We start from the raw sequence: 24,131 nt of genomic DNA on the forward strand, positions 1-24,131 counted from the left end.
GGGAGCGGTTCAATATCGAAAGCGCCCCCATGCAAGCCGTCCTCATCGCCATGACCATCCTCGGATGCAACGACGCGGTCACGCAATGCAATTACGTTGCGACGGTCGAGAAGCGCTGGGAAACGGTGGCGATGTGCGACGGCGATTCCGAGCGGCAACTGACGCGTTATTCCAACATCAACTACCCGACGGTCATCGCCGTCTGCGAGCCCCCGCGGCCGCCGGAACCGAGTGTCGTCGCCGCAGCGCCTGCGCCCGCATCCGCCGTGGTCGAGGAAAGGTCGCAGACCGGTATTTCCGGCCTGGGGTCCAGAATGGCGGCAGAGGTACGCGCATACCTGCCCTCCGGCCATTCCATGAAATCCGCGCTCGCAACGCCCGTGCATTTCCTATCAGGAAGCTATTCCTGGGTCATCAGGCGCTTGAGCAATCAGAGCTAGACTAGCTAGGCCGCGGCCAGTGCCGTCATATGGGCATATCCGCGTGCGGACTGTCGCTGCTCGGCGACATGCAGCTTCTCGACCATCTCCAGCAACTCCTGCACGGCGCCATGGGTGGCGTTGCGGCCTCTGAAGCTCTGCAGCAGCCGGCCGCAGACATTCGCAAGCATGGTGCCCGATGTGGATTTCGACGCCTCGCGCCACAGCAAGGTGGCTTCGACGAAGATCACGCTGATGTCGCGGGCGAGACCGGCCGTCTCGTAAAGCGCGCGCACGGCGTGCATGCGGCCGGTCGCCAGGATCGAGCGCACCCGCCGCTCGTCGCAGCCGGTCAGATTAACGATGGCGCCGGCGAAGAACTCGACCTTGCCGGAGCACAGCGCGTGCATGAGGAAAGACGGCGTGAGGCGTCCGCTGACACGCAGATGCTCGACCAGGTCGGCGACCTCGCCCGGCGTGATTTCACCGGCAAGGGCGACGATCGCGGTTTCGGTCGCCTCGCGCGCAACACGCTGAAGACGGCCGGCGCCGATCGCCGCCTGCGCCAGCGGCAGATTGATCAGGGCGTCGCTCACATGCTGCGTCAGCAACTGGCGGGCATCGGCCGGCAGGTCGGGACGGTCGAGCAGGAGGTTGCGCACCTCGCAGTCGTCGCCCAGTCGCTCGGCAATGCGCTTCCAGAGCCTGCGGCGCGATCTCGGCGCCTTCGTTTTCGAGCAGACACAGAACATCTTCCTCGCCGCCGATCTCCGCCAGGGCGGCGGAAACCGAACGCGATATGCTGGAGCGTGCGGCAATCAGCATGCGCGTGACGGCGCTGCCGCGCGCGGCAAGATCGACGAGATCCGTGTCCGATAGTAGCGGCGAGCAGGTGATGGCATGGCAGGCGATCTCCGCCTGGTCACCGGCCAGGGACAAGACGATGGCGCGCGGCGCATCCGGCGACCACGCGATGGCTTCCGCCATGGCGAGCCGAACCTTCGGTGACGGGTCGTCGAGCAGGAAGGTCATGGCCATTTCCGCGGCCTTGCGCTCTTCCCGCGACATTTCCGACTGCAGGTAGGCGCGGCCGAGCGCGCTTGCCGCCCTCGCCCGGTCTCCGGTCTTGGCAGTCTCAACCCAACGAAGAAATGCCTCTACGATCACTGCGAACCCCGATCCTCAAGTGCGATTCTCTCACACCCCAAGTGTTGAGGATGACGGTAGCGGCAAAAAGTTTATGATTGGTTCACCATATACTTTAACCCTTCTTCAGGGCTGCGGGGCTTTTCAGGCCTTGGGCCGGAAGAGCTCGAATACATCGCTGCTCTCGCTGTAATCCATGTAGCCCAGACGGGCGACGGGTCTCGCCAGACCCATGTCGATACGGCCGTCGCGCAGGATCGCTTCATCGATATGGATACCGACGACCTGCCCGAAGATCATGACGCTGTCCGACGGCTCGCCGCTGAGTGACTTCGGCTCGATGATCTCGGTTACCTTGCATTCCAGGACCGCGAAAGCTTCGGCCACATAGGGAGCATCGACGAGCTCCCCTTCTTCGGCGTCAGTCCGGACAATGCAAACTCGTCGACGTCATAGGCGACGGCGGCCGAGGACATGTTCATCTTGTCGATCAGGTTACGGCTGACGAAGTTGCAGGTGAATTCGCCGGTTTCGCTGGCGTTTCGATAGCTGTCCTTGCGACCGCTCGACGAGAACATGACCAGCTTCGGACGGTCCGATATGGCGTTGAAGAACGAATAAGGCGCCAGGTTCAGCGTGCCGTCCCCGCCCTTACTGCCGATCCAGCCGATCGGCCTTGGCGACACGATCGCCTTGAAGGGATCGTGCGCAAGGCCATGCCGGTTCTGATCCGTCGTGTAGAACATCAACCTTCCCCGCCGACCCAGGTGACCGTCTCGGAAAGCTCGGGGCGCGGGCGCTCGACGGGCGGGAACGTCGTCGAGCCCATGTGGATGAAGCCGGCGACCTTCTCGCCGGGCTCGACGCCCAGCAGCGGATAGGCGCGTTCGTCATAGGCGAACCACTCGGTCAGCCAGTTGGCGACCCAGCCATGGGCATTGGCCGCGAAGATCATGTTGAGGCAGACGGCGCCGGCCGACATCAGCTGCTCCCATTCCGGGATCTTGACGTGCGGGCCGGCCTTGCTGACGACCGCGACGACGACGGGCGCGCGCGTGAAGCGGCTGCGCTCCACCTGAATCATCTCGTCGGACAGATCGGGCTTCTTTTCCAGGGCAAGCTTCAGAAGCTCCTCGCCAATGCGGGTCCGTTCCTCGCCGCGATAGACGATGAAGCGCCAAGGTGCCAGCTTGCCGTGATCCGGCACACGCGAGGCAAGGCGCAGTATCTCCTCGATCTCGGGCTTTTCGGGGCCCGGCTCGGACATCTGGAAGGCGGGAATGGAGCGGCGGACGCCGAGATAGTCGATCAGCTTGATATCGGATCTCATGGACAAGAAACTCTCATTTTCATTGCGGTATCGGCGATGGGTCTTGAATTTGCCATCGGGTTGGTCTTGAAGTGGCCTCTGTCATTTCAGTTGTCAATTGGTTCGCAAAACACATGCTCGGCATTTTGCCATACGCCCGCTGGAGTGTTGCCGCCGCTCTCCTTGCCTTGATGCCCGTCGTCGCCGGCGCGCAGGACGCCTTCAAGGAGTTCAAGCAGCTCGACACGACCGCGAAGATGCCCAAGCTCAATGCCTTCATCGCGCCCGGAGGAGCGCCGCAGGGCACGCAGCTGCGTCCGGTCGCGCTCGAGGCAAAGCTCACGGCGTCGGGCGATGCCGTCAAGGATGGCCTCTCCTGGTATGTGTTCAGCCCTGTTGCCGGGAGCGACGGCAAGCTGCCGCTGATCGCCAGTTCCCAGGGCGGTTCGGCCGACTTCCAGCTCGCGCCGGGCGACTATTTCGTCAACGTGTCGTTCGGTCGTGCCGGCGTGACACGCAAGCTTTCGGTTCCAGAGGACGGCGCGCTTGAAAAGCAGACCATGGTTCTTGAGGCCGGCGGTCTGCTGCTCAACGCGGTCTCCGGATCGGATGTGAAGATCCGGCCCGATCAGCTGAGCTTCTCGATCTATTCCGGCGATGTACGCGAGGATGGCGAGCGTGGTCTCGTGATGGCTGATGTGCCGCCGAATACGGTGGTAAGGCTCAACGCCGGCACCTATCATGTCGTTTCCGAATATGGCGAGACCAACGCATCGGTACGTGCCGACATCCAGGTGGAAGCGGGCAAGCTCACGGAAGCGACGATCCAGCACAAGGCGGCGCAGATCACCTTCAAACTCGTCTCCGACAAGGGCGGCGAAGCGATCGCGGATACCGCCTGGTCGATCCTGACGGCCGCCGGCGACGCCGTTGGCGAAAGCGTCAGCGCCTTTCCGACCATGGTGCTTGCCGAGGGCGAATACTCCGCCGTCGCGCGCAACAAGGACAAGATCTATCAGCGCGAATTCAAGGTCGCGGCAGGCAAGAACATGGACGTCGAAGTTCTCATGAAGGACGTGCAGCCGGACCAGGGACCGGCGGCGACGACATTGCAGCAGCTGCCGCCGGAGCAGCAAAACGAAACGGAACAGCCGCATAACTCGCAAGCAATGCCCTCGTTCGAACAACTCCAGAGCGGTACGGCGGACAGTGGCGTCGATTCCTGACTGAGGCAATCGATATCCTCATCAATGCAAAGCGCCCGGCCATTGCGGACCGGGCGTTTTCGTTTTCAGTCGAAGATCAGAAAAGCCTCAGGCGGCCTTCGCCTTCCTGGCAGCAGCCTTGCGCAGCACATCCGGCGGCGTCGCCTCGTGCGTCAGCGCCGCGATCGCGTCGTCGAGCGACATCGAGCTCTGCTCCTGGCTGCCGAGACGGCGGATGTTGACCGTGCGCTCTTCGGCTTCCTTCTTGCCGCAAACGATGATGACGGGCACCTTGGTGACCGAGTGTTCGCGGACCTTGTAGTTGATCTTCTCGTTGCGGAAGTCGGTCTCGACATGGAGCCCGGCCTCGCGCAACGCCTCGGCAACTTCCTCGCCGTAGGCGTCGGCTTCCGACGTGATCGTCGCGACGACGATCTGCAGCGGCGACATCCACAGCGGCAGGTGTCCGGCGAAGTTCTCGATCAGGATACCGAGGAAGCGCTCCATCGAGCCGCAGATGGCGCGGTGGATCATCACCGGCTGCGTCTTTTCGGAGTTGCTGTCGATATAGAAGGCGCCAAAGCGTTCCGGCAGGTTGAAGTCGACCTGCGTGGTGCCGCACTGCCATTCACGGCCAATGGCGTCCTTCAGCGTATATTCGAACTTCGGACCGTAGAACGCGCCCTCGCCCGGCAGGATGCCGGTCTTGATGCGGCCTTCGGACTGTTCCTCGATGGTCTTCAGCACCTCGGTCATCACGGCTTCGGCGCGGTCCCAGAGAGCGTCGGATCCCACGCGCTTTTCAGGACGGGTCGAGAGTTTGACGACGATTTCCTTGAAGCCGAAGTCTTCATAGACCGACAGGATGAGGTCGTTGATGCGCAGGCATTCGGCCGCCATCTGCTCTTCCGTGCAGAAGACGTGCGCGTCGTCCTGGGTGAAGCCGCGAACGCGCATCAGGCCATGGAGCGCGCCGGAGGCCTCGTAGCGGTGCACCGTGCCGAACTCGGCCAGACGGATCGGCAGCTCGCGGTAGGACTTCAGGCCATGCTTGAAAATCTGCACGTGACCCGGGCAGTTCATCGGCTTCAGCGCGAAGACGCGGTTGTCGGCTTCCTTGTCCTCCGGATGCGTGAAGGCATAGGCCGACTTCACCGCGAACATGTTTTCCTGATACCAGCCCCAGTGACCAGAGGTCTCCCAGAGCGAGGCATCGAGAACCTGCGGGGCGTTGACCTCTTCATAGGTGCCGGCAAGGCGGCGACGCATGTAGGAGGTCAGCGCCTGGAACATCCGCCAGCCCTTGCCGTGCCAGAAGACGACGCCGGGGCCCTCTTCCTGGAAATGGAACAGATCCATCTCGCGCCCCAGCTTGCGGTGATCGCGCTTTTCGGCTTCCGCCAGCATGTGCAGGTAGTTGTCGAGATCCGCCTGCTCGGCCCAGGCCGTACCGTAGATGCGCGAGAGCATGGCGTTGTTGCTGTCGCCACGCCAGTAGGCGCCGGCAACCTTCATCAGCTTGAAGGCCGTGCCGACCTGGCCGGTGGAGGCCATGTGCGGCCCGCGGCAGAGGTCGAACCATTCGCCCTGATTGTAGATCTTCAGGTCCTGCCCTTCCGGGATCGCATCGACGAGCTCGACCTTGTAGCTCTCGCCCTTGGCGGCGAAGACTTCCCTGGCCTTCTCGCGCGACCAGATCTGCTTGGTGAAGGCAGCGTTGCGCGAAATGATCTCCTTCATCTTCTTTTCGATCTTAGGAAGATCGTCGAGCGTGAAGGGGTCGTTCTTGGCGAAATCGTAATAGAAGCCGTTCTCGATCACCGGACCGATCGTGACCTGCGTGCCGGGCCAGAGCTCCTGCACGGCTTCGGCCATGACGTGGGCGGCATCGTGGCGAATAAGCTCCAGCGCACGCGGATCGGCGCGGGTGATGATCTCGATCGCGCCGTCGACGACGGGATCGGAAAGGTCGCGCACGGTGCCGTCGATCGCGATGGCGACGGCCTTCTTGGCAAGCGACTTGGAAATGGATTCAGCGACATCCTTGCCGGTTGCGCCAGCGTCGTAGCTGCGCACGGAACCATCGGGGAATGTCAGGGAAACGGATTGGGACATTTTAGACTTCTCCTTGTCCAGTCCCGCCAACGAATGCGGGTGGTTGCAATGATGCGTTTCGGATCACGAACACGCCGCCGCCTGATACCGGGATTTGCCGTCGCAGTAAAGGAAAAGACGGGTTAGCCGACCATTTCGGCGAGCCCGCGAACGGTGTTCCAGTTGCGCAGTGTGCCGACGCCCATACGCTTCGTCGTGAGCGCGGAGAGCAGTTTCCATTCGCTGGGCTTGCCGGCAAAATCGATCCAGAGATCGCCGCCGATCACGGCAAGGCGCTGGTTCGGCTGCGCATGCGGCCGTAACCTATCGAGAACCGCGTGGTCGAGCGGCTTTCGCATGACGCGCAGGATCACCTGGCTGCCATCGCCCTCGGGAAACGGGTTGGTGGCGGCGATCTTGCGCCAATCCTCTCCCGTTCGAACAAGGATATCGACCGGCTTTCCGAAGCGCGCTTTGAACGCCTGCTCCAGCCGCAGCTCGATATCACCGATCGGTGACGGCTGCGTTTCGAAGACGATATTGCCCGTCGAAACCAGTGTGCGCGGATTTCGATAGCCGAGCGACGAGGCCATGTCGCGCAGATCAGACATGACGACCCTGCGGCCCGGCGCCAGAACGATGCTATGCAGGAGTGCGACGCAGGTGATCACGCCGGCTTGCGGCCGAGCGCCAGATAACGCCACGGCGTCCACCAATGGAAACGCGAACCGAGCGTTTCCGGAACGCGGTCGAGCCCGCTGGTGCCGCCGGGGCCGCAACGGCCGACGCGAAACAGCGTCATCCATCCGCCGCTCCACAGACCATGGCGGGCGATGGCCTCGTAACCGTATTCCGAGCACGTTGGGATATGGCGGCAGGAATTGCCGATGAAGCCGGACAGCGTCAGCTGGTAGAGCCGGATAAAGCCCATTCCGAACAGCCGGTCAGGCGTCTTGCGGAAGGGTCCGGTGTAATTGCGCGACGGCACAATCGGCCTTGCCTGGGTTGGCGCGGCGGCGCCGCCTTCATCCTCGTCGTCGTGATCGTTCGGCAAGCAGAACTGGCACATGGTTCAAGCCTCCACCATCTCGGCACGCTTGGCCTCGACCTGTCCGATCGCGTCGACCACGGCGTCGAAGGTCAGCATCGTGGAGGCGTGACGGGCCTTGTAGTCGCGGACGGGCCTCAGATAGCGCATGTCCTCGAAGCGCCCGGAGGGGCCCTCGCCCTCCTCTTTCAGCATGGCGAGCATGTCCGAACGGGCCTGGCGCAGCTCCTGCGCCGTCGCGCCGACGACATGGCGGGCCATGATCGAGGACGAGGCCTGACCGAGCGCGCAGGCCTTGACGTCATGGGCGAAGGCCGAAACCGTATCGCCATCCATCTTCAGCCAAATCCTGACTTTCGAGCCACAAAGCTTGGAATGCGCCTGGGCGCTGGCATCTGCCTCCTCAAGAGAGCCGATCAGCGGTATATTGCCGGCGAATTCGAGAATTTTGCTGTTGTAGATGTCGTCCATCGGGTATTCCGCTCCATATTTCATGCGGATAGGCGGCTGATCGTTTATTGTAGCACAAACAAAAACACACCGTGTCGCGCTGGAAGACTTACATAGCGATGCCATTTTCCTATATGTATGTCGTTCGAAGGCCATCGAAATGCAATGGCCTCGTGTAAGTTTGAATGGGAAACCGTGCCGGAAGGGCCGCAGATTTTCGCCCTGAAAGCCCCGGAGCCTGCCAAAGGTGCACTATTCCCGAGTGGGATTGCCAGTGGCTAGTCCGAAATACGGTCCGCCTTGCGGATCAGGAGACAGTTGCAGATGGACGCCATCGTAAAGAACTTTCCGCAGACCACGCCAGAATCCAATCGCCCAACCCAGAAGGAAGCCGAAGAGGCGGTGCGCACGCTGCTCCGCTGGGCCGGCGACGACCCTTCGCGCGAGGGACTGCTGGATACGCCGGCGCGTGTCGCGAAAGCGTATCGCGAGCTCTTCGCCGGCTACGAGATGGATGCCGGAGAGGTGCTTGGCCGGACCTTCGAGGAGGTCGCCGGTTACGACGACATGGTGCTGGTGAAGGATATTCCGTTCTTTTCGCATTGCGAACATCACATGGTTCCGATCATCGGCAAGGCGCACGTGGCCTACATGCCCGACGGCAAGGTTCTCGGTCTGTCGAAGATCGCGCGCGTCGTCGAAATCTACGGCCGCCGCCTGCAAACGCAGGAAACCATGACCGCCCAGATCGCCCGTTCGATCGACGAAACGCTTGCCCCGCGCGGCGTCGCGGTGATGATCGAGGCAGAACATATGTGCATGGCGATGCGCGGCGTTCAGAAACAGGGCTCGACCACATTGACGACAACCTTCACCGGCACATTTAAAACTGAGCCGGCTGACCAAGCCCGATTCATATCCATGGTGCGGAGCCGCTGACCGGCTTCATTTCAGAAAGCCGCGATGATGCCATTTGCCTTCAATGCGCCGTCCGAAGACAAGTCCGAGCTTGAGGATGCCGGTGATTTCACGCCGCGGTTCGACGATCGCGGCCTAATCACTGCGATCGTGACCGACGCCCATGACGGCGAATTGCTGATGGTGGCGCATATGAATGCGAAGGCGCTAGCGCTCACCATCCAGACCGGCCAGGCCCACTATTTCAGCCGCTCGCGCGGCAAGCTATGGCTGAAGGGCGAGACTTCGGGCAACATCCAGACGGTGAAGGAAATCCGCACCGACTGCGACCAGGACGCAATTTGGCTAAAGGTCGAAGTTGCGGGCCACGATGCGACCTGCCACACTGGCCGGCGATCCTGCTTCTATCGGACCGTCAGCCTGGAAGACGGCAAACCGATGCTTGCGATCGCCGACGACGAGCGCCAGTTCGATCCCCACGAAGTCTACGGAAAAGAGCCGTAACGACGGCCAGCCGTCTCTTTTTGGGTCAAGAGAGGCGGCCATATACCAATTCGAAAGGGTGGCGGCGCACTAATATTTGCGTGGGTGTCGTGCCAGGGGGAGGTTTGCCATGGTGAGCTGGAGTTTGATCCGTCAAGGCTCCGAAACCGTCGGTTCCGACGCCGGCATAGCCACGCCCTCCGATATCAAGCTCCCCGTTCCCGCACAGCAGAAACCGAAGCTGGCGCTCGCGCTGGGCGGCGGCGCTGCGCGCGGCTGGGCGCATATCGGCGTGCTCAGGGCGCTCGACGAAGCGGGAATTGAGATCGGCATGATCGCCGGCACGTCGATTGGCGCGCTGGTCGGCGGCTGCTATCTTGCCGGCAAGCTCGACGAACTCGAGAGTTTCGCCCGTTCCTTGACCATGCGCCGGATCGCAAGCCTGCTCGACCTTACGATCGGCGGCAGCGGCCTGTTCGGCGGCATGCGGCTTACCAAACGCATGCAGGAGCATCTGGAAGGGCTGAATGTCGAGGATCTCGACCGGCCGTTCGTCGCGGTTTCAGCCGAGGTCAACAGCGGCCACGAGGTGTGGATCGCCAACGGCTCGCTGATCACGGCGCTCAGGGCCTCCTATGCCCTGCCCGGCATTTTCGAACCCGTGCGCAGCAATCACCGCACGCTGGTCGATGGCGCTCTCGTCAATCCCGTGCCCGTCTCGGTGTGCCGTGCCTACGAGCAGCCGCTGGTCGTCGCCGTCAACCTGAACTACGACATCTATGGCCGCTCGGCCGTGGTTCGCCACAGCGCCAGCCTGACGCCATCGGAAGTGCAGAAGCAGGAGCACGCGCCTTATGCCAAGCTCGGCATGACCGGGGTCATGGTGCAGGCATTCAACATCATCCAGGATCGCATCGCGCGCGCGCGTCTCGCGGGCGACCCGCCCGACATCTCGCTTCAACCAAGATTGAGCGATATCGGCCTTTCGGAGTTTCACCGCGCCGGCGAAGCCATCGAGCGCGGTTATCAGGAAGCCACAGCGCGGCTTCCCGAGTTGAGGCGCATGCAGGAGCTATTTGCCGGCTCCAGCTGAGCGAGCCGGCGCGCCCTTGTCAGCCTGCGATATAGGCCTTGATATCCTCGGCTTCACGCTCGACCTCGGCGATGCGGGTCTTGACCACGTCACCGATCGAGATGATGCCGGCCAGCTTGCCGGCGCTTTCGACCGGCACGTGGCGGAAGCGACGGCTGGTCATCAGTTCCATCAGCTCGTTGACGGTCGTCGCCTCGTTGCAGCGGTAAACCTTCGCCGTCATCACCGATGCCACCGAACTATCAAGACAGGCGGGGCCGGACTTGGCGATCGCGTGAACCACGTCGCGCTCGGTGAAAATCCCCGCGATCTTGTTTTCCATGCCGACGATGACGATGGCGCCGATTTTCTTCTTGCTGAGAATCGCCGCGGCCTCGGAAACGGTGGTGTTCGGGCCGGCGGTGACGACATCCCTGCCCTTGGCATCGAGTATGGCTTTGACTGTATTGGACATTTGAACCTCCTATGTCGAAAGTGAGACACTTCAGCTGATCACAGGCATCCGCGGCGGTCTCTCCTCCCAACGCGGATCAGTTCGAATGGTGCACTTCAACGGTCAGGATTGCAATATATCCGCTTCCTCCGAAACAGACGGAAGTTCGGGCGGCGGGCGATCGAACAGCGAAAACAGCAGGAAGCCGAAGACGAAGCCGCCGATATGGGCTTCCCACGCGATCGGCTGACCGGTGTCACCGATCAGTGGAACGCCGACCGCAATCAGGAGATTGCCGGCGAACCAGAAGAGCATGAACATGACGACGGTACGGCTGCGCAACGCCTCGGCAATCGACAGCCGGGGATTGAGGTGGGCTGGAACCGTCGCGCGGCGTTCGGACGGAAAGGCGAAGCGGCAGGCGGCGCCCATCAGCGCGGAGACCACGCCGGACGCGCCGATCAGCACCGCGGCGTCACCCCAGTTCAGCACGGCTTGAAGCGCTGCCGACGCGACCGCGGCAAGCACCCAGAAAACCGTGTAGCGAACCCAGCCGATGCGGCGGGCGACGGGGGCGCCGAACGCCATCAGCCAGAGGCCGTTAAACAGGATGTGCTCGATACTTCCGTGCAGCAGCGAATAGGTGAGCGGCGTCCAGAACAATTGCGGCCCCTGCTCGGACAGAGGCGTGATGTAGCGCAGCGGGATGAAGCCGAAATCGAAGAACAGCGCATCGACACCGCTGTCGGAGAGCAGAAGCGTCTGCCCGGCGTAGATCACGGCCAACAGACCGATCGTTGCGACAATGGCACCCGGAAGATTGAAAATGGGCGTGCGCGGCGGCTTGGCGGCGGGCTCGGTCGGCTGATGCGGCTCGTTCGTATCGTCCATTGCATTCCTCGTTCACTTCGCGTGCACTGGCTTACAGGACGACAGGTCAAAAAAAGCCGTCCGGCAATCTACCGAACGGCTTGCCGAGCGTCCCCCGAGAATGACTTCGCGCCCGAGCAATTCATGCTGAACTTCCAATACCGGAAGCAATGAAAAGATACTGGCACGGCGGGGGCCGGCAGACAATCGAAACCCTTCCTTAACCTTAACTGGCCGGATCTGGCATGAAATCCGCATGGCATGGGGCAAGGTGGCCATGATGGTCGCCGTTTGAACCGAAATGAAACAGATCGGCAGTCCAATGCGCCTCAACACCACTATCCAGATCTTCGACTACTGGAACAAGCTACGCGGCAGCGAGATCGCTCCCCTGCGGACGCAGGTGGAGCCTCGCGACATCAGACATCTTCTTTCAAGCCTCTTCATGCTCGAGACATCCGGCGCAGGCCGCGTCACCTTTCGTCTCGCCGGCACGCGGATCTGCGACCTCTTCGGCCACGACCTCGGCGGCAGCTGCCTGTCGGAACTCTGGGCGCATGGCCACGAGGACATGGAGAAGACCGCCATCGGCGTCATGGAGCATGGTATTCCGGCCCTGTTGAACGCAACCGGATACAGCACCGCCGGCCATCGCGCCGCCTTCGAGATCATTCTTCTGCCCCTGCGCGATGCAGACGGCGAGTGCGGCAAGCTGCTCGGCGCCATCGCGCCGGCCACGACCGCCAGCTGGCTGGAAGTCGTTCCGCTGCAGTTTCTGGCGCTCGACCGCAGCCGGCTGCTGCACGAGCAGCTCTACCCGCTGGCGAACACCACGCAAGGCGCGAAGGAACCGCAAGCCGCGACAAGCCGCAGCCGCTCGATCGCCGATACGGTGCGCCGTTTGATGTCGAGCCTGATCGACGATCCCGCGAAACGAGATGCTCCATTTCGGCACTACCGCTGAGCGGTAAAACACCCCCTCCTGAACAACCTTCTGTTAATGGATTGCGAGTAAAGCTTGGCGCCAAGCTATTTGTAAAAGAAGCCCTTTAATGCACGCTTTCCAGCAAGCTCAGACGCAAAAAACTGCGCCTCGCCTTGAACAAGGTGCATTCCAGCGCGTGCCCATCAACATGCAGGGCCGCCTTATGCTGGCAAATTACGAGGAATTCGAGTGCCTGGTCATCGATATGTCGCCCGGCGACATGTATGTGACCTGTCAGGGCCGCCCGCGTGTGAACGAGCGCGTCGTCGCCTATATCGATCACCTCGGTCGCGTCGAAGGCTATGTCCAGACGATCGACAATCGCGGCTTCACCATGTCGATCCACGCCACCGAGCGCAAGCGCGAGAAGCTTGCGGCACAGCTGACGTGGCTCGCCAACAAGCATGAGCTCGGCCTGCCGGAAGACCGCCGCCACGACCGCCTCATGCCGCGCGAGACCCAGACGGAAATCACGCTCGAGGACGGCACGCAGTATACGTGCCGGATCATGGACCTTTCGCTTTCGGGTGCCGCCGTCGACGTCGAGGTTCGTCCTGCCATCGGCACGCCGCTGCGTCTCGGCAATATGCGCGGCCGCGTGGTGCGCCACTTCGTCGAAGGCGTGGCGATCGAGTTCCTGTCGCTGCAATCCCGCGACACGCTGCGGGAATTTCTCTGATCATCGTCATACCGGCTTCACGAAGCTGATGGATTGAGGCGCCTTTCAGGAGGCGTCCGGATGGCGATTCTTTTTCCCGAGATCGAAGCTTACGACCGCGGCCTTCTCGATGTCGGGGACGGCCACCTGATCCATTGGGAAAGCTATGGCAATCCGCAGGGCCGGCCGGCGCTCCATCTGCATGGCGGGCCGGGTTCCGGCTCCTCGCCCTCGGCGGCACGCTATTTCGACCCTTCGGCCTATCGCATCGTCCTGTTCGACCAGAGGAATTGCGGCCGCAGTCTTCCCGATGCCGCCGATATGGGCACGGATCTTTCCGCCAACACGACCTGGGACCTCATCGAGGATATCGAGAAGCTCCGTCATCACCTTGCGGTGACGGACTGGGTCCTGTTCGGGACATCCTGGGGATCCACGCTTGCGCTCGCCTACGCGCAGACCCATCCGACCCGCGTCTCGGCAATGGTGCTCGCTGGCGTGACGACCACGCGCCGCCTGGAAATCGACTGGCTGACACAGGGCATGGCAGCGCTGTTTCCAGCCGAATGGCATCGGCTCAACGGATCCCTGCCCGGTGATATGAGAGCCAAGGGTGTGATCGAGGGCTATAGGGCATTGCTCAATGCGCCGGATCTCGAGGTGCGCCTCAAGGCGGCTCGGGACTGGCACGATTGGGAGGCGGCCTCCATCTTGCTCGTCAATGCCGACGGCTACCCCCGACGCTGGCGCGATCCGGCATACCTGCTGACCCGCGCCCGGATCGTAACGCATTACTTCAGTCATGCGGCATGGCTCGAGGAAGGTGTACTATTACGGGACGCCGGAAGGCTCGCTTCCATCCCCGGCGTTCTCGTTCAGGGCCGGCTTGACCTCGAAGCGCCCTTGACCACGGCGTGGGAACTGGCGCGCGCTTGGCCGGGAAGCGAGCTTGTCGTCGTCGAAAATGCCGCCCATTCGCCCGCTCATGACGGTATGGCGAGCGCAATTATCGCTGCGACCAAAAAATTTCTCGAAATTTCTCAAAAATAATTTTTGTCTCAGCACGCGAAAAAGCGGCTCAAAATGCGCCAATCCGCGTGGAATCCGGCCTATCGGCACCCAGCAAAGCGTTGATTACCCAAGGACGACATGATGAACGCAATATTACCGAAATCGCGCCACAGCCGAGCGCGTTAATCTTTTGCCCCGAAACGAGCCACCCGGCGACATGGAGGGCTTTTCGCAAAAGCTAAAACTTGAATCAAAAATGGTGAAGACTTTCTTCGAATTCCCGTAAAATTCGATATTGATTTTAGCCGAATTCGACGCGCTTTTGAATCAACTAAGTCTTTAATTTTGCTTCTGAATTTTGCGCCGAATAAAAACACGTCTGGCAATGTCCTCCTCACGAAACGGGGACATACAAATGACGATCACGAAGTTCATCAAGAGCGGCCTCGCCGCTGCGGCAATGGTCATGTCGATGGCAAGCGCCGGACAGGCCGGCTACCAGACCATGACGCTGCTGGGCAACACCAGCCCGCCGATCGGCGCCTACCAGTTCTGCAAGGAAATTCCAGAGGACTGCAAGAACGCGGCCGGCGACCAGGGCCCGATGGTGCTGACGGAAAGCAACTGGAAGACCATTCTGCAGGTCAACTACGATGCCAATACGACGTTCACGCCGATGACCGACAAGGAAATCTACGGCGTCGAGGAGCGCTGGGCCTACCCGCAGACAGCTGCTGACTGCGAAGACTACGTGCTTGAAAAGCGCAAGAACCTTATCAAAGCCGGGTTTTCTCCGTCCGATCTCCTCGTAACGGTTGTTCTCCAGCCGACTGGCGACGGTCATGCCGTCCTGACGGTGCGCACCGATCGAGGCGATTTCGTCCTCGACAACATGCGCAACAAGGTCATGCTTTGGGCTGACACCGAATACACCTACCTGAAGCGCCAGTCGGTCGACGATCCGGCCCAGTGGGTGAAGATCCAGGACGGGCGTGCCGTCGCGGTCGGCAGCATCAAGTAATCTCTTTCGCCGGAGCAATCCGACACTCGATCGAGACGCCTGGTTCCGTCCCGCATACTCGTCTAAACCGGCGTCTTAGGAGCCGCTCCTGCTGTCCCAGGAGCGGCTCGTTTTTTATGGGCATCGCAGCCATCGCGCCGCCACCCTTAACGCTTAATTAACCATACAAGCTTGATGATCGCGACACAGTTCAGCGATACCGGCGGCTCACGTTTTTCCTGCGACGGTCAGATATTCGAAAGCCGTCATGCGCCAGGCCCTTCAAAGCTCCACGGAGGTCGAGGAATCCCCTCTCCTGTCGAGCGGCTTTCTTATTCGCACAACCCTTGTCGTCACCCTTCTGGCGGCACTGACCGTTGCCATCAGCATTGGCGGGCGATGGTTCGGCGCCCGCGTTTCGCTTGCCGGAAACACCGACAGCACGGCTCAGGTCACGCTGACGATCGGTCAGGATACGCTGCAGCTGCAGGAAAATACGATTCGTTTCCCGAGCCAGCGTCACAGCGGCTCCGCCGAGCGCGCGGACCTCTACCTAACGTGGCCGCAGATGCAGGGCTATTCCAGCGAGAACCGCGATCGCTTCGACGATACCGCCAAGTCATCTGATCTGATTTTCCTGCAAGTCACGCAGGCGACCATGTCGCGCGACATGTCCGGGCGATTCGAGCCGATCTATTCGCATCTGGTCGACCCTACGCCGCAGCCTTACGCCAATGGCATGACGCTGCGCAGGTTTCGGGCCGATTCCGGATATGGCGAGGAAGTGCTGCTCACCGCGCCGCGCCAGGGCCGTCCCGACTACGTGGTGCGCTGCCTTTTGCCGGCGACCCCGGAATTGTCCACGAGCGGTGACTGCCAGCGCGATATCAGGGTCGGGCGCGACTTAAGTGTGCTTTATCGCTTCTCCAGCCGGCAATTGGCACAGTGGGAACATATTGATGCCGCTATTGCCCAATTTGTGGAAACGCGCCTTGTGAACCGTTCCGTGACATCTCGGTCGAATGGTCCCGAACGGTGAAACAAACGATTAATCATAAACGGATTGGTAACCCCGAAAGGCTACCTTCGATGAGCTTGATCGTGCGGGAGAAGCGCGGTCTCGATTCTTTCTAAAGTGCAAGCCAAGCAAAGAGTGAAATAGTGTCAAGGTCAGCCTCCTCCGCTTCCCCATCCCGCTCCAGCAATTTCCTGATCAAGGCAATCGTTGCGCTGTCAATGGCAGTTGGTACGCTCGGCCTGGACCTGGTCAATGCCGACGCGCAAGCAGCCAATTCGAAGTATGCGGGCATCGTCGTCGATGCCAATACAGGCAATGTCCTCTACAGCGAAAACGCCGATCGCTTGCAGTATCCGGCATCGCTCACCAAGATGATGACGCTTTATCTTACGTTCGAAGCGCTCGATCAGGGCCGCATCCGTCTCGATAGCGCCGTCCCCTTCTCCGCTTTTGCATCCGGCCAGGCGCCGACCAAGCTCGGCGTTCGCCCGGGCACTTCCATTTCGGTCGAGCAGGCAATTCTCGGTCTCGTCACCCTGTCCGCCAACGACGCCTCCACGGCGCTCGGCGAGTTGCTCGGCGGTTCGGAAGACCGTTTCGCCCAGATGATGACGGCCAAGGCGCGTGCGCTCGGCATGACGCGTACCACCTACCGCAATGCCAATGGCTTGCCCAATACCGCGCAGATGACCACTGCGCGCGATCAGGCTCGGCTCGGCATCGCGCTGCGTCAGCACTTCCCCCAATATTATGGCTATTTCTCCACGCAGAGCTTCAAGTTCGGCACCCGCATCATCCGCAGCCATAACCGCCTGGTCGGTTCGGTTCGCGGCGTCGACGGTATCAAGACGGGCTATACGCGCGCCGCCGGCTTCAATCTCGTCAGCTCGGTCCAGGTCGATGGCAAGTCGATCGTCGGTGTCGTTCTGGGTGGTGCCTCCACGCCTGCCCGCGATACCCAGATGCGCAACCTGATCGCGTCGTATCTGCCGAAGGCTTCGACACGCGGCGGTTCGTCGGCGCTTGTCGCCCAGGCGCCGAAGATTTCTCCTGAAACCGTCATTCCGGTGACCGTCGCCAAGCAGGAGGTCGCTTCCGCCGCCGCGCTGCCGCAGACACGTCCGGCACCCGTCAGCCGCACCGAAGTTGCCTCGGCGCAGGCGGCTTATGCCGCGCCGGCTTCCTCCAAGTCCGAAAATCCACTGCTGCAGGAAATGCCGCAGCCGACGCGGGTGAAGACACAGCCGATCCGGCAGGCGGCAGTAGCGCCCGTGCCGACGCCGACCGCAGCCTATATTCCGCCGGAACAGGGTGACACCTCGGTCGATAGCATCACGACGGCATCGGTGAAGGAATCGCTGCCCTCCGGCTGGGTCGTGCAGGTCGGCGTGTCCGCCAGCCGCGAAGCCGCGATGGAACTGCTTGACGGCGCCAAGAACAAGGGCGGCAAGGCGCTGAGCTCCGCAAAGCCTTTCGCTGTCGCCAACGCCGGCAGCTATCGCGCACGTTTCGGTGGCTTCGACGACCAGAAGCAAGCCGTCAATGCCTGCAACACGCTGAAGCGTGCAGGCGTGAAGTGCTGGGCCTCCGCCCAGTAATGATCGATACCGCCGCCTATCAATTCAGGCGGCGGCCCCGGAAGTCGGCCTTGATCGGTGTTCGCGACAGGGCCGGCCTTCCTAGACCTGATTTGTATTGCGTACGGGGATAATTATGGCGATCAACGAGAATGTTCCGGAATTTCCGGCCGAAGGTCGATTGACTGGCAAGAATCCACGCTCGGTTCTGCATCCGCTTCACGAAGCGGCCATGCGGCTTGCCGAGATCGGCATGCCGCGGCCGAAAACAACCACGGCCAAGACCAAGGACTTGATCAACCTGCTGCTGTCGCACGGCGCGCGCGCCTGGCGCTACTCGCAGCCGGAAGCGCGCATTCATCTTCACGTCACCAACCCGGAAGGCCGGGCGCCGGTGACGATGCGTCTGCGCTGAGCCGATGGACCCGGCCTCTCTGTCGTCATTCGTTGCGTCAGAGAAGGCCGAGTTCCGATAGTTCGCGGCGCAAGTCCGCCGGCATTTCGGCGACGCCCTCGCCGAGCGTATCGAGATCGCGCGGGCGATCATCTTCCGGATAATAGCGCCAGCCTTGAAATGCGCGCTTCGGCTGCACGGCCGTTTCGATGACCTCGGGCCCGAGCACCAGATGGCAGCGGCCGATGCCTTCGCCATCGGTAAAAGCCTGGATATCGAGCAGCTTCTGCCGCGCCTGAACCTGCCCCTTGATCACCCAGTAGAGCGAACCGCCGTCGAGCAGTTCTTCAACGCGCTTCGGGACCATCCGGGTCGTATGAACGGAATGCGGTTCCATGCCGGCGGCGATCGCCCTCAAGGAACGCTCGGCCACCCATTCGCGCAGGTCGTCGATCGAGTCGGCGCCGACGCAGAGTTTGATTAGATGCAATGCCATACCGCCGTTCAAATCCTTTTGCGCGGCAGCGTCAAGCGACTTGCGCGTGCCGGCGGCCGGTAGCCGCCGGTTTTCCAATCACAGTGTGATGCACCGTCCAGACCGCGATAGCCGGTCTGTCCGATCAACACTCCACGACGTTGACCGCGAGGCCGCCGGTGGAGGTTTCCTTGTACTTCTCGCTCATGTCGTAGCCGGTCTGGCGCATGGTCTCGATGCAGGCGTCGAGCGGGACGAAGTGGCGACCGTCACCCTTGATCGCGAGCGATGCGGCGGTCACGGCCTTCACGGCGCCAAGCGCGTTGCGTTCGATGCAGGGAACCTGGACGAGGCCAGCCACGGGATCGCAGCTCATGCCGAGATGATGTTCGAGCGCGATTTCGGCGGCGTTCTCGATCTGCTCCGGCGTACCGCCCATGACGGCTGCGAGACCGGCTGCAGCCATGGCGGCCGCCGATCCGACTTCGCCCTGACAGCCGACTTCGGCGCCCGAGATCGAGGCATTGTGCTTGATGATGCCGCCGACCGCAGCCGCCGTCAGCAGGTAGTCGCGGATGCCGTTCTGATCCCAATCGTCATGGAAGTGCTCGTAATAGCGGATCGTCGCCGGGATGACGCCGGCCGCACCGTTCGTCGGCGCGGTGACCACGCGGCCGCCGGCGGCGTTCTCCTCGTTGACGGCCATGGCGTAGACGCTCAGCCAGTCGTTGGCGAGCAAGGGATTGATGCGGTTGCTGCGCCACTCTTCCTGCAGCTTGTCGTGGATGGAACGGGCGCGGCGGCGAACATTGAGGCCGCCGGGCATGATGCCGTCGACCTTGAGGCCGCGTTCGATGCAGGAGCGCATCGCTTCCCAGATCCGGTCGAGGCCCTCATCCAGTTCCTCGCGGCTGCGCTGGCTTTCCTCGTTGGCGCGCTTCATCTGCGCGATGGAGACTCCGGAGCGCGCCGCCATCTCGAGCATCTGCTTGGCGGTCGAGAAGGGATAGGGCACCTTGATGCCGTCCGACGGCGCCTTCTTCTTGGCGCGCATCGTCTCAAGTTCCGTATCGGTGACGACGAAGCCGCCGCCGACGGAATAATAGATGCGGCGGATGAGCATTCTGCCGTCCTTGTCGAAGGCGGAGAAGGACATGCCGTTGGCGTGACCCGGAAGCGGCTGCTTCTTGTCGAACACCAGATCGGTCTTCGGCTGGAACTGGTAAGCGGGATGCCCTTGCGGAGTAATGCGGCCGGAGCGCTCGACCTTGTCGATGATACCGTCCATCTGGTCGGGATCCACGCTATCGGGCTGCTCGCCCATCAGACCGAGGATGACGGCCCTGCCCGTCCCGTGGCCTATACCGGTATGGGCGAGCGAACCATGCAGGCTGACCTTGATCGCCGCGACATTGGCGCCCGAGGACGGGCGCGGCCATTCATCCGACAGAATCAGATCGAGAAAGCGGTTGGCCGCCGTCATCGGCCCCATGGTGTGGGAACTGGAAGGGCCGACGCCGATCTTGAATACGTCGAAAACAGAAAGGAACATGGGTGCGTCCTGTTGAGAATTTGCTTGTTCAGGCTACGCCAGCGCGGCCTGCGATCCGTTCGGTTCACCGACATAGCATTTCACGCGTGCGACATCATCCTGTGAAAGGTTCCCTATCCGTGCGTTGTTGCGGTCAGCGCTTGCATCTATAGAGTGGGCGCGTGGAGAAGGACTGAATCAATATAATGATGACGACAGCAGATTACATCGCCCTGTGCTTCTTCGCACTCATGTGGTTCGGTTACGCCCGGCTGCTGCGGAGCGCCAGTCTCTTCGGCCGCACCAGCCTGACGCATGCGATGATCGAGCGTCGGCGCGAGTGGATTTACAATTCGCTGCGCCGCGACCTGAAGATGATCGATACGCAGATCATGGCGGGCCTGCAGAACGGCACGGCCTTTTTCGCCTCCACCTCGATCTTCGCGATCGGCAGCTGCTTTGCGTTGCTCGGGGCGGCGGACAAGGTCGATGCGGTGTTGGCCGACGTACCGCTGGTCTTGCAGAGTGGCCGTGTGGGGTTTGAGATGAAGGTAGGCGGGCTAGCCGTCCTGTTCGGCTATGCCTTCTTCAAGTTCGGCTGGTCCTACCGGCTGTTCAACTACTGTACCATTCTCTTCGGCGCCATCCCGATGATGCGCGATAGCGAAAACGACGTTCTCGCGGCGGAGCGGGCCGCCGAGCGCGTCATCCGCATGAACATCATCGCCGGCGGTCATTTCAACGAGGGGCTCCGGGCGATCTTCCTGTCGATCGGCTATCTCGGCTGGTTCATCAATCCCTACGTCTTCATGGTGACGACCACCATTGTCATCGTGGTTCTCGCGCGGCGGCAGTTCTTCTCGGAGGCACGATTGGCGATCATGGATCGTGACCCGTCATCAAATCTCCACCTTTCTCCTATTCCCCGCACTAGACCGTCAGCCGACGGAAACGACTCACATGGGGGACTGTGAATGACTGTTCCAACGACGGACACCGCCGTAAGGCCTAAACTGCCGCGCATCGGCCTGCTCGATACGCTGCGCGGCGCGGCACTGATCGCCATGGCGACCTATCACTTCGGCTGGGATATCGAACTCGTCGGCTACCTTCCGCCGGGCACGGCCACGACCGGCTGGATGAAGCTCTACGCCCGCTCCATCGCCTCCACCTTCGTGTTTATCGTCGGCGTCAGCCTCGTGCTCGCCAATACGCCAGAGACACGCTGGAAATCGTTCTGGAAACGGCTGGGGATGATTGTCGCGGCGGCCGCCGCCATCTCTGTCGCGACCTACTTCCTGACACCGGGAGAATGGATTTTCTTCGGGATCCTGCACTCCATCGCCGTGCTGAGCGTGATCGGCATGCTGCTCTTGCGGCTGCCTCTGCCCGTGATCATCGTCCTCACGGTGGTGGCGACGGCCGCGTGGATCGCCGATACCTTTGTATCGCCGGGTATCCTGCGCTGGCCGTTCTTCAACCCGCGCTATCTTGCCTGGATCGGCTTCGCGGAGATGCCGCAGCGCTCCAACGACTATGTCCCGCTGTTCCCCTGGATCGTGCCATTTCTGCTCGGGTTCACGAGCGCGGCGCTCGCGATCAGAACGGAACTGCCAGCGAAACTGGCCGCCATGGGAACGGGGTCAAGCCTGCTTGCCAAGATCGGCCGTCGCAGCCTCTCCTTCTACCTGATCCATCAGCCGGTGCTGATCTCGATCGCCTTCGCCATGGCTTACGTCGTGCCGCCGGCCAAGCCGGATCCCGCGGAGACCTACCTGCAGCAGTGCAACACATCCTGCACCGTTGAGCAGGGCCAAGCGCTTTGCCGCAGCTTCTGCCAGTGCACGCTCGACAAACTTCAGGAACAGCAGCTCTTCACGCCGTTTCAATCCGGCGAGATCAAGCCAGATGACGGTCGTATCCTCAGCCTTGCCAGCGAATGCAGCGCCGCGCCCCAATAAGGGGCGCAGTGCCTGATCAGGTGCCGACACCGATCTCGGCGAGGCGGCCAAGGCAGGCCTCCTCGATGTTGTCCAATTCGGCCAAGGTATCGTCGATGTCCTTACGCTTCTGGCGCAGATCGTCGCGCTTCTCGTCGACGCGCTTCATCAGCAGCTTGAGCTGCCCAAGCTCGCCCGGCGGCTCCTTGTAGACCTGGATGATTTCGCGAATTTCGGCGATGGTGAAGCCGATACGGCGACCGCGCAGGATTTCCTGGATCAGGCGCCGGTCGGTTGGGCGAAACAGCCGCGTGCGACCGCGACGCTCCGGATGGATGAGACCTTCGTCTTCATAAAAGCGAAGCGTGCGCGTCGAAACTCCGAATTCGCGCGTCAACTCCGTGATGCTGTAATACTTGCTAACCGGCATGGATCCCTCGATTTTCAGGAACCCATAATATTGACTTTTACGTAATAGTCAATTTGTGCAACCCGCTTGCGAGCGGCCTATATGCCGAACCACCAGGTGGCGATCCCCAGAAAGGCAAAGAAGCCGGTACAGTCAGTGACCATGGTCACGAAAACCGACGAGGCGATGGCGGGATCGGCACCAATCTTGTCGAGCAGCAACGGCAGAAGAATGCCGGCGAGCGCGGCGGCGAAGAGGTTGATGATCATCGCCGCGCCGATGACGAAGCCGAGTTGATAATCGCCGAACCATGTGGCCGCGACGGTGCCCATGATCGTCGAGAACATGACGCCATTGGCCAGACCGACGGCGGCCTCCCTTCGAATGACGCGCCCGGCATTGTAGATGTCGAGATCGCCGGTCGCCAGCGCGCGCACGGTCACGGTCATCGTCTGCGTGCCGGCGTTGCCGCCCATGGAAGCGACGATCGGCATCAACACGGCAAGCGCGATCATCTTCTCGATCGATTCGTCGAACAAGCCGATGACGCTGGCCGAGATGAGCGCGGTGCCCAGATTGATCGCCAGCCAAAGGAAACGCGATCTGACGGTCGAAGAGACGTTGTCCGACAGTTCTTCGTCGCCGACACCGCCGAGGCGCTTGATATCCTCGTCGGCCTCTTCGTGGATAACGTCGACGACGTCGTCGATCGTCAGCACGCCGACCAGCCGGTCGTTCTCATCAACGACGGCGGCGGAGAGAAGGTCGTATTGCTCGAAGAGCTGCGCGGCCTCTTCCTGGTCCATTTCGGCCGGAATCGGGTGGTTGGTCTCGCGCATGATCGTTTCGATCTTGCTCTGCCGCTTGGTGCGCAGGATCTTGTCGAGGTCGATTGCGCCGAGCAGCCTGAATGTCGGATCGATGACGAAGATCTGCGAGAAAGATTCAGGCAGGTTCTCCTCATCGCGCATGTAGTCGATCGTCTGGCCGACCGTCCAGAACGGCGGCACGGCGACGAACTCCGTCTGCATGCGGCGCCCGGCGGAACTTTCGGGATAATCGAGTGCCCGGCGCAGGCGAACGCGCTCGGTGAACGGCAGTTGCGCCAGGATCTCGTCGCGATCTTCCTGGTCGAGATCCTCGAGAATATAGACGGCGTCGTCCGAATCGAGCTCGCCGATCGCGGCCGCGATCTGGTCGTTCGGCATCTGGTCGACGATCTCGCGGCGGATCGCCTCGTCGACCTCTGTCAGCGCCGTCATGTCGAACTGGTCGCCGAGCAGCTGGACGAGCGCCAGGCGTTGATCAGGCTGGATCGATTCCAGCAGATCGCCCAGCTCCGATCGTGCAGGCGCGCCACATGCTGTCTGAGGAAGATCGTATCGCGGTCGGCGATGGCCGCGCCGACTAGCGCCAGGAAGTCGCCGCGGACGTTTCCGTTCTCGTCGTAGAGGTCGGCTTCGTTGTCCTCAGGACGCGTGCGGACGAGCTCTTCTGCGTCGTTCGTCATCTTTGCCGCCCCTTGCATCTCTCTCGAAGTTTAGAGTTCTTCGATACACCGGAAGTCCATCCCTGCTAGCTTAAAGACATGGGAACGTCCAGCGTTAAACCGTTCATACGGATGACAATTCGCCAGCCGGAAGATAGTTTCGGCGGGTCTCAAAT

Annotated in this window: 24 protein-coding genes and 3 pseudogenes; 14 read left to right on the forward strand and 13 right to left on the reverse strand. The window is 61.6% G+C overall.

Translation table 11 applies throughout. The features are described from left to right. Positions 1 to 29: 29 nt before the first annotated feature. Entirely contained in the window at positions 30 to 440 is a 411-nt protein-coding gene (locus P3R82_RS16450) for a hypothetical protein (protein ID WP_283194608.1), read from the forward strand. Positions 441 to 445: 5 nt separating this feature from the next. Here P3R82_RS16450 and P3R82_RS16455 read toward each other — a convergent pair. The 3 genes and pseudogenes from P3R82_RS16455 to P3R82_RS16465 form a co-directional block, all read right to left on the reverse strand. After that, positions 446 to 1,586, reverse strand: a pseudogene (locus P3R82_RS16455) (DUF2336 domain-containing protein). A 123-nt stretch (positions 1,587 to 1,709) separates the two neighbouring features. Next, positions 1,710 to 2,311: pseudogene (locus P3R82_RS16460) on the reverse strand (flavin reductase family protein). Further along, positions 2,311 to 2,895, reverse strand: coding sequence for a nitroreductase (locus P3R82_RS16465; RefSeq protein ID WP_283194609.1), 585 nt, complete (start codon positions 2,893 to 2,895; stop codon positions 2,311 to 2,313). The pseudogene P3R82_RS16460 and the gene P3R82_RS16465 overlap by 1 nt, the downstream one beginning before the upstream one ends. A 113-nt stretch (positions 2,896 to 3,008) precedes the next feature. On the opposite strand from P3R82_RS16465, the gene P3R82_RS16470 reads away from it, so the two are divergent. Continuing rightward, positions 3,009 to 4,100 carry a hypothetical protein gene (locus P3R82_RS16470; RefSeq protein WP_283194610.1) on the forward strand — a complete coding sequence of 364 codons (1,092 nt, stop codon included), beginning with the start codon at positions 3,009 to 3,011 and terminating at the stop codon, positions 4,098 to 4,100. Positions 4,101 to 4,187: 87 nt separating this feature from the next. On the opposite strand, the gene thrS is transcribed toward P3R82_RS16470, so the two are convergent. The 4 genes from thrS to P3R82_RS16490 all read right to left on the reverse strand — a co-directional run bounded on the left by thrS (position 4,188) and on the right by P3R82_RS16490 (position 7,692). Further along, positions 4,188 to 6,194: a threonine--tRNA ligase gene (gene thrS, locus P3R82_RS16475; protein ID WP_283194611.1), complete on the reverse strand. Its 2,007-nt coding sequence runs from the start codon at positions 6,192 to 6,194 to the stop codon at positions 4,188 to 4,190. Between the two features lie 122 nt (positions 6,195 to 6,316). Beyond that, positions 6,317 to 6,844, reverse strand: a complete 528-nt coding sequence (locus tag P3R82_RS16480; protein ID WP_283196360.1) for a DUF1697 domain-containing protein — start codon at positions 6,842 to 6,844, stop codon at positions 6,317 to 6,319. Beyond that, a complete protein-coding gene (yidD, locus tag P3R82_RS16485) occupies positions 6,841 to 7,242 on the reverse strand; it encodes a membrane protein insertion efficiency factor YidD (RefSeq protein ID WP_283194612.1) in 402 nt (133 codons plus the stop codon). Before yidD ends, P3R82_RS16480 begins: the two co-directional genes overlap by 4 nt. A gap of 3 nt (positions 7,243 to 7,245) precedes the next feature. Continuing rightward, positions 7,246 to 7,692 carry an iron-sulfur cluster assembly scaffold protein gene (locus P3R82_RS16490; RefSeq protein ID WP_283194613.1) on the reverse strand — a complete coding sequence of 149 codons (447 nt, stop codon included), beginning with the start codon at positions 7,690 to 7,692 and terminating at the stop codon, positions 7,246 to 7,248. 303 nt (positions 7,693 to 7,995) lie between these two features. On the opposite strand from P3R82_RS16490, the gene folE reads away from it, so the two are divergent. The 3 genes from folE to P3R82_RS16505 all read left to right on the forward strand — a co-directional run bounded on the left by folE (position 7,996) and on the right by P3R82_RS16505 (position 10,165). Continuing rightward, a complete protein-coding gene (folE, locus tag P3R82_RS16495; protein WP_283194614.1) occupies positions 7,996 to 8,610 on the forward strand; it encodes a GTP cyclohydrolase I FolE in 615 nt (204 codons plus the stop codon). A 24-nt stretch (positions 8,611 to 8,634) separates the two neighbouring features. Continuing rightward, positions 8,635 to 9,093, forward strand: a complete 459-nt coding sequence (gene hisI / locus P3R82_RS16500) for a phosphoribosyl-AMP cyclohydrolase (RefSeq protein WP_283194615.1) — start codon at positions 8,635 to 8,637, stop codon at positions 9,091 to 9,093. Between the two features lie 109 nt (positions 9,094 to 9,202). Beyond that, the gene (locus tag P3R82_RS16505) at positions 9,203 to 10,165 is read left to right on the forward strand and encodes a patatin-like phospholipase family protein (protein WP_283194616.1); all 963 of its coding nucleotides are present in this window, start codon (positions 9,203 to 9,205) and stop codon (positions 10,163 to 10,165) included. A gap of 19 nt (positions 10,166 to 10,184) precedes the next feature. Here the strand turns inward: P3R82_RS16505 and P3R82_RS16510 are convergent, their stop codons facing one another. Both P3R82_RS16510 and P3R82_RS16515 read right to left on the reverse strand, forming a co-directional pair. Continuing rightward, on the reverse strand, positions 10,185 to 10,619 hold the full coding sequence (locus P3R82_RS16510; RefSeq protein ID WP_183900205.1) for a CBS domain-containing protein: 435 nt from the start codon (positions 10,617 to 10,619) through the stop codon (positions 10,185 to 10,187). Positions 10,620 to 10,721: 102 nt separating this feature from the next. Continuing rightward, entirely contained in the window at positions 10,722 to 11,489 is a 768-nt protein-coding gene (locus tag P3R82_RS16515; protein ID WP_283194617.1) for a rhomboid family intramembrane serine protease, read from the reverse strand. A 280-nt stretch (positions 11,490 to 11,769) separates the two neighbouring features. On the opposite strand from P3R82_RS16515, the gene P3R82_RS16520 reads away from it, so the two are divergent. The 7 genes from P3R82_RS16520 (at position 11,770) to P3R82_RS16550 (ending at position 18,132) form a co-directional block, all read left to right on the forward strand. Beyond that, a complete protein-coding gene (locus tag P3R82_RS16520; protein ID WP_283194618.1) occupies positions 11,770 to 12,432 on the forward strand; it encodes a PAS domain-containing protein in 663 nt (220 codons plus the stop codon). Positions 12,433 to 12,520: 88 nt separating this feature from the next. Continuing rightward, positions 12,521 to 13,132, forward strand: a complete 612-nt coding sequence (locus tag P3R82_RS16525; RefSeq protein ID WP_183900202.1) for a PilZ domain-containing protein — start codon at positions 12,521 to 12,523, stop codon at positions 13,130 to 13,132. 60 nt (positions 13,133 to 13,192) lie between these two features. Beyond that, complete coding sequence (gene pip, locus P3R82_RS16530; RefSeq protein WP_283194619.1) at positions 13,193 to 14,161, forward strand: prolyl aminopeptidase; 969 nt, start codon at positions 13,193 to 13,195, stop codon at positions 14,159 to 14,161. Positions 14,162 to 14,537: 376 nt separating this feature from the next. Continuing rightward, on the forward strand, positions 14,538 to 15,143 hold the full coding sequence (locus P3R82_RS16535; protein ID WP_283194620.1) for a transglutaminase-like cysteine peptidase: 606 nt from the start codon (positions 14,538 to 14,540) through the stop codon (positions 15,141 to 15,143). Positions 15,144 to 15,390: 247 nt separating this feature from the next. Beyond that, positions 15,391 to 16,161 carry a hypothetical protein gene (locus P3R82_RS16540; RefSeq protein ID WP_283194621.1) on the forward strand — a complete coding sequence of 257 codons (771 nt, stop codon included), beginning with the start codon at positions 15,391 to 15,393 and terminating at the stop codon, positions 16,159 to 16,161. A 122-nt stretch (positions 16,162 to 16,283) separates the two neighbouring features. Further along, positions 16,284 to 17,738 (forward strand): serine hydrolase, encoded by a 1,455-nt coding sequence (locus P3R82_RS16545; protein WP_283194622.1) that lies wholly within the window; start codon positions 16,284 to 16,286, stop codon positions 17,736 to 17,738. Positions 17,739 to 17,853: 115 nt separating this feature from the next. Next, positions 17,854 to 18,132 carry a hypothetical protein gene (locus P3R82_RS16550; protein WP_183900197.1) on the forward strand — a complete coding sequence of 93 codons (279 nt, stop codon included), beginning with the start codon at positions 17,854 to 17,856 and terminating at the stop codon, positions 18,130 to 18,132. Between the two features lie 37 nt (positions 18,133 to 18,169). Here the strand turns inward: P3R82_RS16550 and P3R82_RS16555 are convergent, their stop codons facing one another. Both P3R82_RS16555 and P3R82_RS16560 read right to left on the reverse strand, forming a co-directional pair. Next, positions 18,170 to 18,607, reverse strand: coding sequence for a DUF1489 family protein (locus P3R82_RS16555; RefSeq protein ID WP_183900196.1), 438 nt, complete (start codon positions 18,605 to 18,607; stop codon positions 18,170 to 18,172). A 124-nt stretch (positions 18,608 to 18,731) separates the two neighbouring features. Next, the gene (locus P3R82_RS16560) at positions 18,732 to 20,138 is read right to left on the reverse strand and encodes an L-serine ammonia-lyase (protein WP_183900195.1); all 1,407 of its coding nucleotides are present in this window, start codon (positions 20,136 to 20,138) and stop codon (positions 18,732 to 18,734) included. Positions 20,139 to 20,326: 188 nt separating this feature from the next. On the opposite strand from P3R82_RS16560, the gene P3R82_RS16565 reads away from it, so the two are divergent. Together P3R82_RS16565 and P3R82_RS16570 are read left to right on the forward strand one after the other, a co-directional pair. After that, positions 20,327 to 21,091 carry a DUF599 family protein gene (locus tag P3R82_RS16565; protein ID WP_283196361.1) on the forward strand — a complete coding sequence of 255 codons (765 nt, stop codon included), beginning with the start codon at positions 20,327 to 20,329 and terminating at the stop codon, positions 21,089 to 21,091. Beyond that, positions 21,092 to 22,078, forward strand: a complete 987-nt coding sequence (locus P3R82_RS16570) for a DUF1624 domain-containing protein (RefSeq protein ID WP_283194623.1) — start codon at positions 21,092 to 21,094, stop codon at positions 22,076 to 22,078. Between the two features lie 16 nt (positions 22,079 to 22,094). On the opposite strand, the gene P3R82_RS16575 is transcribed toward P3R82_RS16570, so the two are convergent. After that, complete coding sequence (locus tag P3R82_RS16575; RefSeq protein WP_183900193.1) at positions 22,095 to 22,487, reverse strand: MerR family DNA-binding transcriptional regulator; 393 nt, start codon at positions 22,485 to 22,487, stop codon at positions 22,095 to 22,097. A gap of 77 nt (positions 22,488 to 22,564) precedes the next feature. After that, positions 22,565 to 23,976 (reverse strand): annotated as a pseudogene (mgtE, locus tag P3R82_RS16580) (magnesium transporter). Positions 23,977 to 24,131 lie beyond the last annotated feature (155 nt).

Origin of the sequence: Rhizobium sp. AN80A, assembly GCF_030053015.1 — a bacterium.
GTDB classification, from domain to species: domain Bacteria; phylum Pseudomonadota; class Alphaproteobacteria; order Rhizobiales; family Rhizobiaceae; genus Rhizobium; species Rhizobium metallidurans.

What these genes read in the sequence shown, in the direction of transcription:
- P3R82_RS16550 (WP_183900197.1), top strand. Translation starts at nt 17,854, where the DNA reads ATGGCGATCAACGAGAATGTTCCGGAATTTCCGGCCGAAGGTCGATTG.
- P3R82_RS16570 (WP_283194623.1), top strand. Translation starts at nt 21,092, where the DNA reads ATGACTGTTCCAACGACGGACACCGCCGTAAGGCCTAAACTGCCGCGC.
- P3R82_RS16535 (WP_283194620.1), top strand. Translation starts at nt 14,538, where the DNA reads ATGACGATCACGAAGTTCATCAAGAGCGGCCTCGCCGCTGCGGCAATG.
- pip (WP_283194619.1), top strand. Translation starts at nt 13,193, where the DNA reads ATGGCGATTCTTTTTCCCGAGATCGAAGCTTACGACCGCGGCCTTCTC.
- P3R82_RS16555 (WP_183900196.1), bottom strand. Translation starts at nt 18,607, where the DNA reads ATGGCATTGCATCTAATCAAACTCTGCGTCGGCGCCGACTCGATCGAC.
- P3R82_RS16465 (WP_283194609.1), bottom strand. Translation starts at nt 2,895, where the DNA reads ATGAGATCCGATATCAAGCTGATCGACTATCTCGGCGTCCGCCGCTCC.
- P3R82_RS16575 (WP_183900193.1), bottom strand. Translation starts at nt 22,487, where the DNA reads ATGCCGGTTAGCAAGTATTACAGCATCACGGAGTTGACGCGCGAATTC.
- folE (WP_283194614.1), top strand. Translation starts at nt 7,996, where the DNA reads ATGGACGCCATCGTAAAGAACTTTCCGCAGACCACGCCAGAATCCAAT.
- P3R82_RS16515 (WP_283194617.1), bottom strand. Translation starts at nt 11,489, where the DNA reads ATGGACGATACGAACGAGCCGCATCAGCCGACCGAGCCCGCCGCCAAG.
- P3R82_RS16520 (WP_283194618.1), top strand. Translation starts at nt 11,770, where the DNA reads ATGAAACAGATCGGCAGTCCAATGCGCCTCAACACCACTATCCAGATC.
- P3R82_RS16525 (WP_183900202.1), top strand. Translation starts at nt 12,521, where the DNA reads ATGCACGCTTTCCAGCAAGCTCAGACGCAAAAAACTGCGCCTCGCCTT.
- P3R82_RS16540 (WP_283194621.1), top strand. Translation starts at nt 15,391, where the DNA reads ATGCGCCAGGCCCTTCAAAGCTCCACGGAGGTCGAGGAATCCCCTCTC.
- hisI (WP_283194615.1), top strand. Translation starts at nt 8,635, where the DNA reads ATGATGCCATTTGCCTTCAATGCGCCGTCCGAAGACAAGTCCGAGCTT.
- yidD (WP_283194612.1), bottom strand. Translation starts at nt 7,242, where the DNA reads ATGTGCCAGTTCTGCTTGCCGAACGATCACGACGACGAGGATGAAGGC.
- P3R82_RS16510 (WP_183900205.1), bottom strand. Translation starts at nt 10,619, where the DNA reads ATGTCCAATACAGTCAAAGCCATACTCGATGCCAAGGGCAGGGATGTC.
- thrS (WP_283194611.1), bottom strand. Translation starts at nt 6,194, where the DNA reads ATGTCCCAATCCGTTTCCCTGACATTCCCCGATGGTTCCGTGCGCAGC.
- P3R82_RS16490 (WP_283194613.1), bottom strand. Translation starts at nt 7,692, where the DNA reads ATGGACGACATCTACAACAGCAAAATTCTCGAATTCGCCGGCAATATA.
- P3R82_RS16565 (WP_283196361.1), top strand. Translation starts at nt 20,327, where the DNA reads ATGACGACAGCAGATTACATCGCCCTGTGCTTCTTCGCACTCATGTGG.
- P3R82_RS16450 (WP_283194608.1), top strand. Translation starts at nt 30, where the DNA reads ATGCAAGCCGTCCTCATCGCCATGACCATCCTCGGATGCAACGACGCG.
- P3R82_RS16470 (WP_283194610.1), top strand. Translation starts at nt 3,009, where the DNA reads ATGCTCGGCATTTTGCCATACGCCCGCTGGAGTGTTGCCGCCGCTCTC.
- P3R82_RS16560 (WP_183900195.1), bottom strand. Translation starts at nt 20,138, where the DNA reads ATGTTCCTTTCTGTTTTCGACGTATTCAAGATCGGCGTCGGCCCTTCC.
- P3R82_RS16505 (WP_283194616.1), top strand. Translation starts at nt 9,203, where the DNA reads ATGGTGAGCTGGAGTTTGATCCGTCAAGGCTCCGAAACCGTCGGTTCC.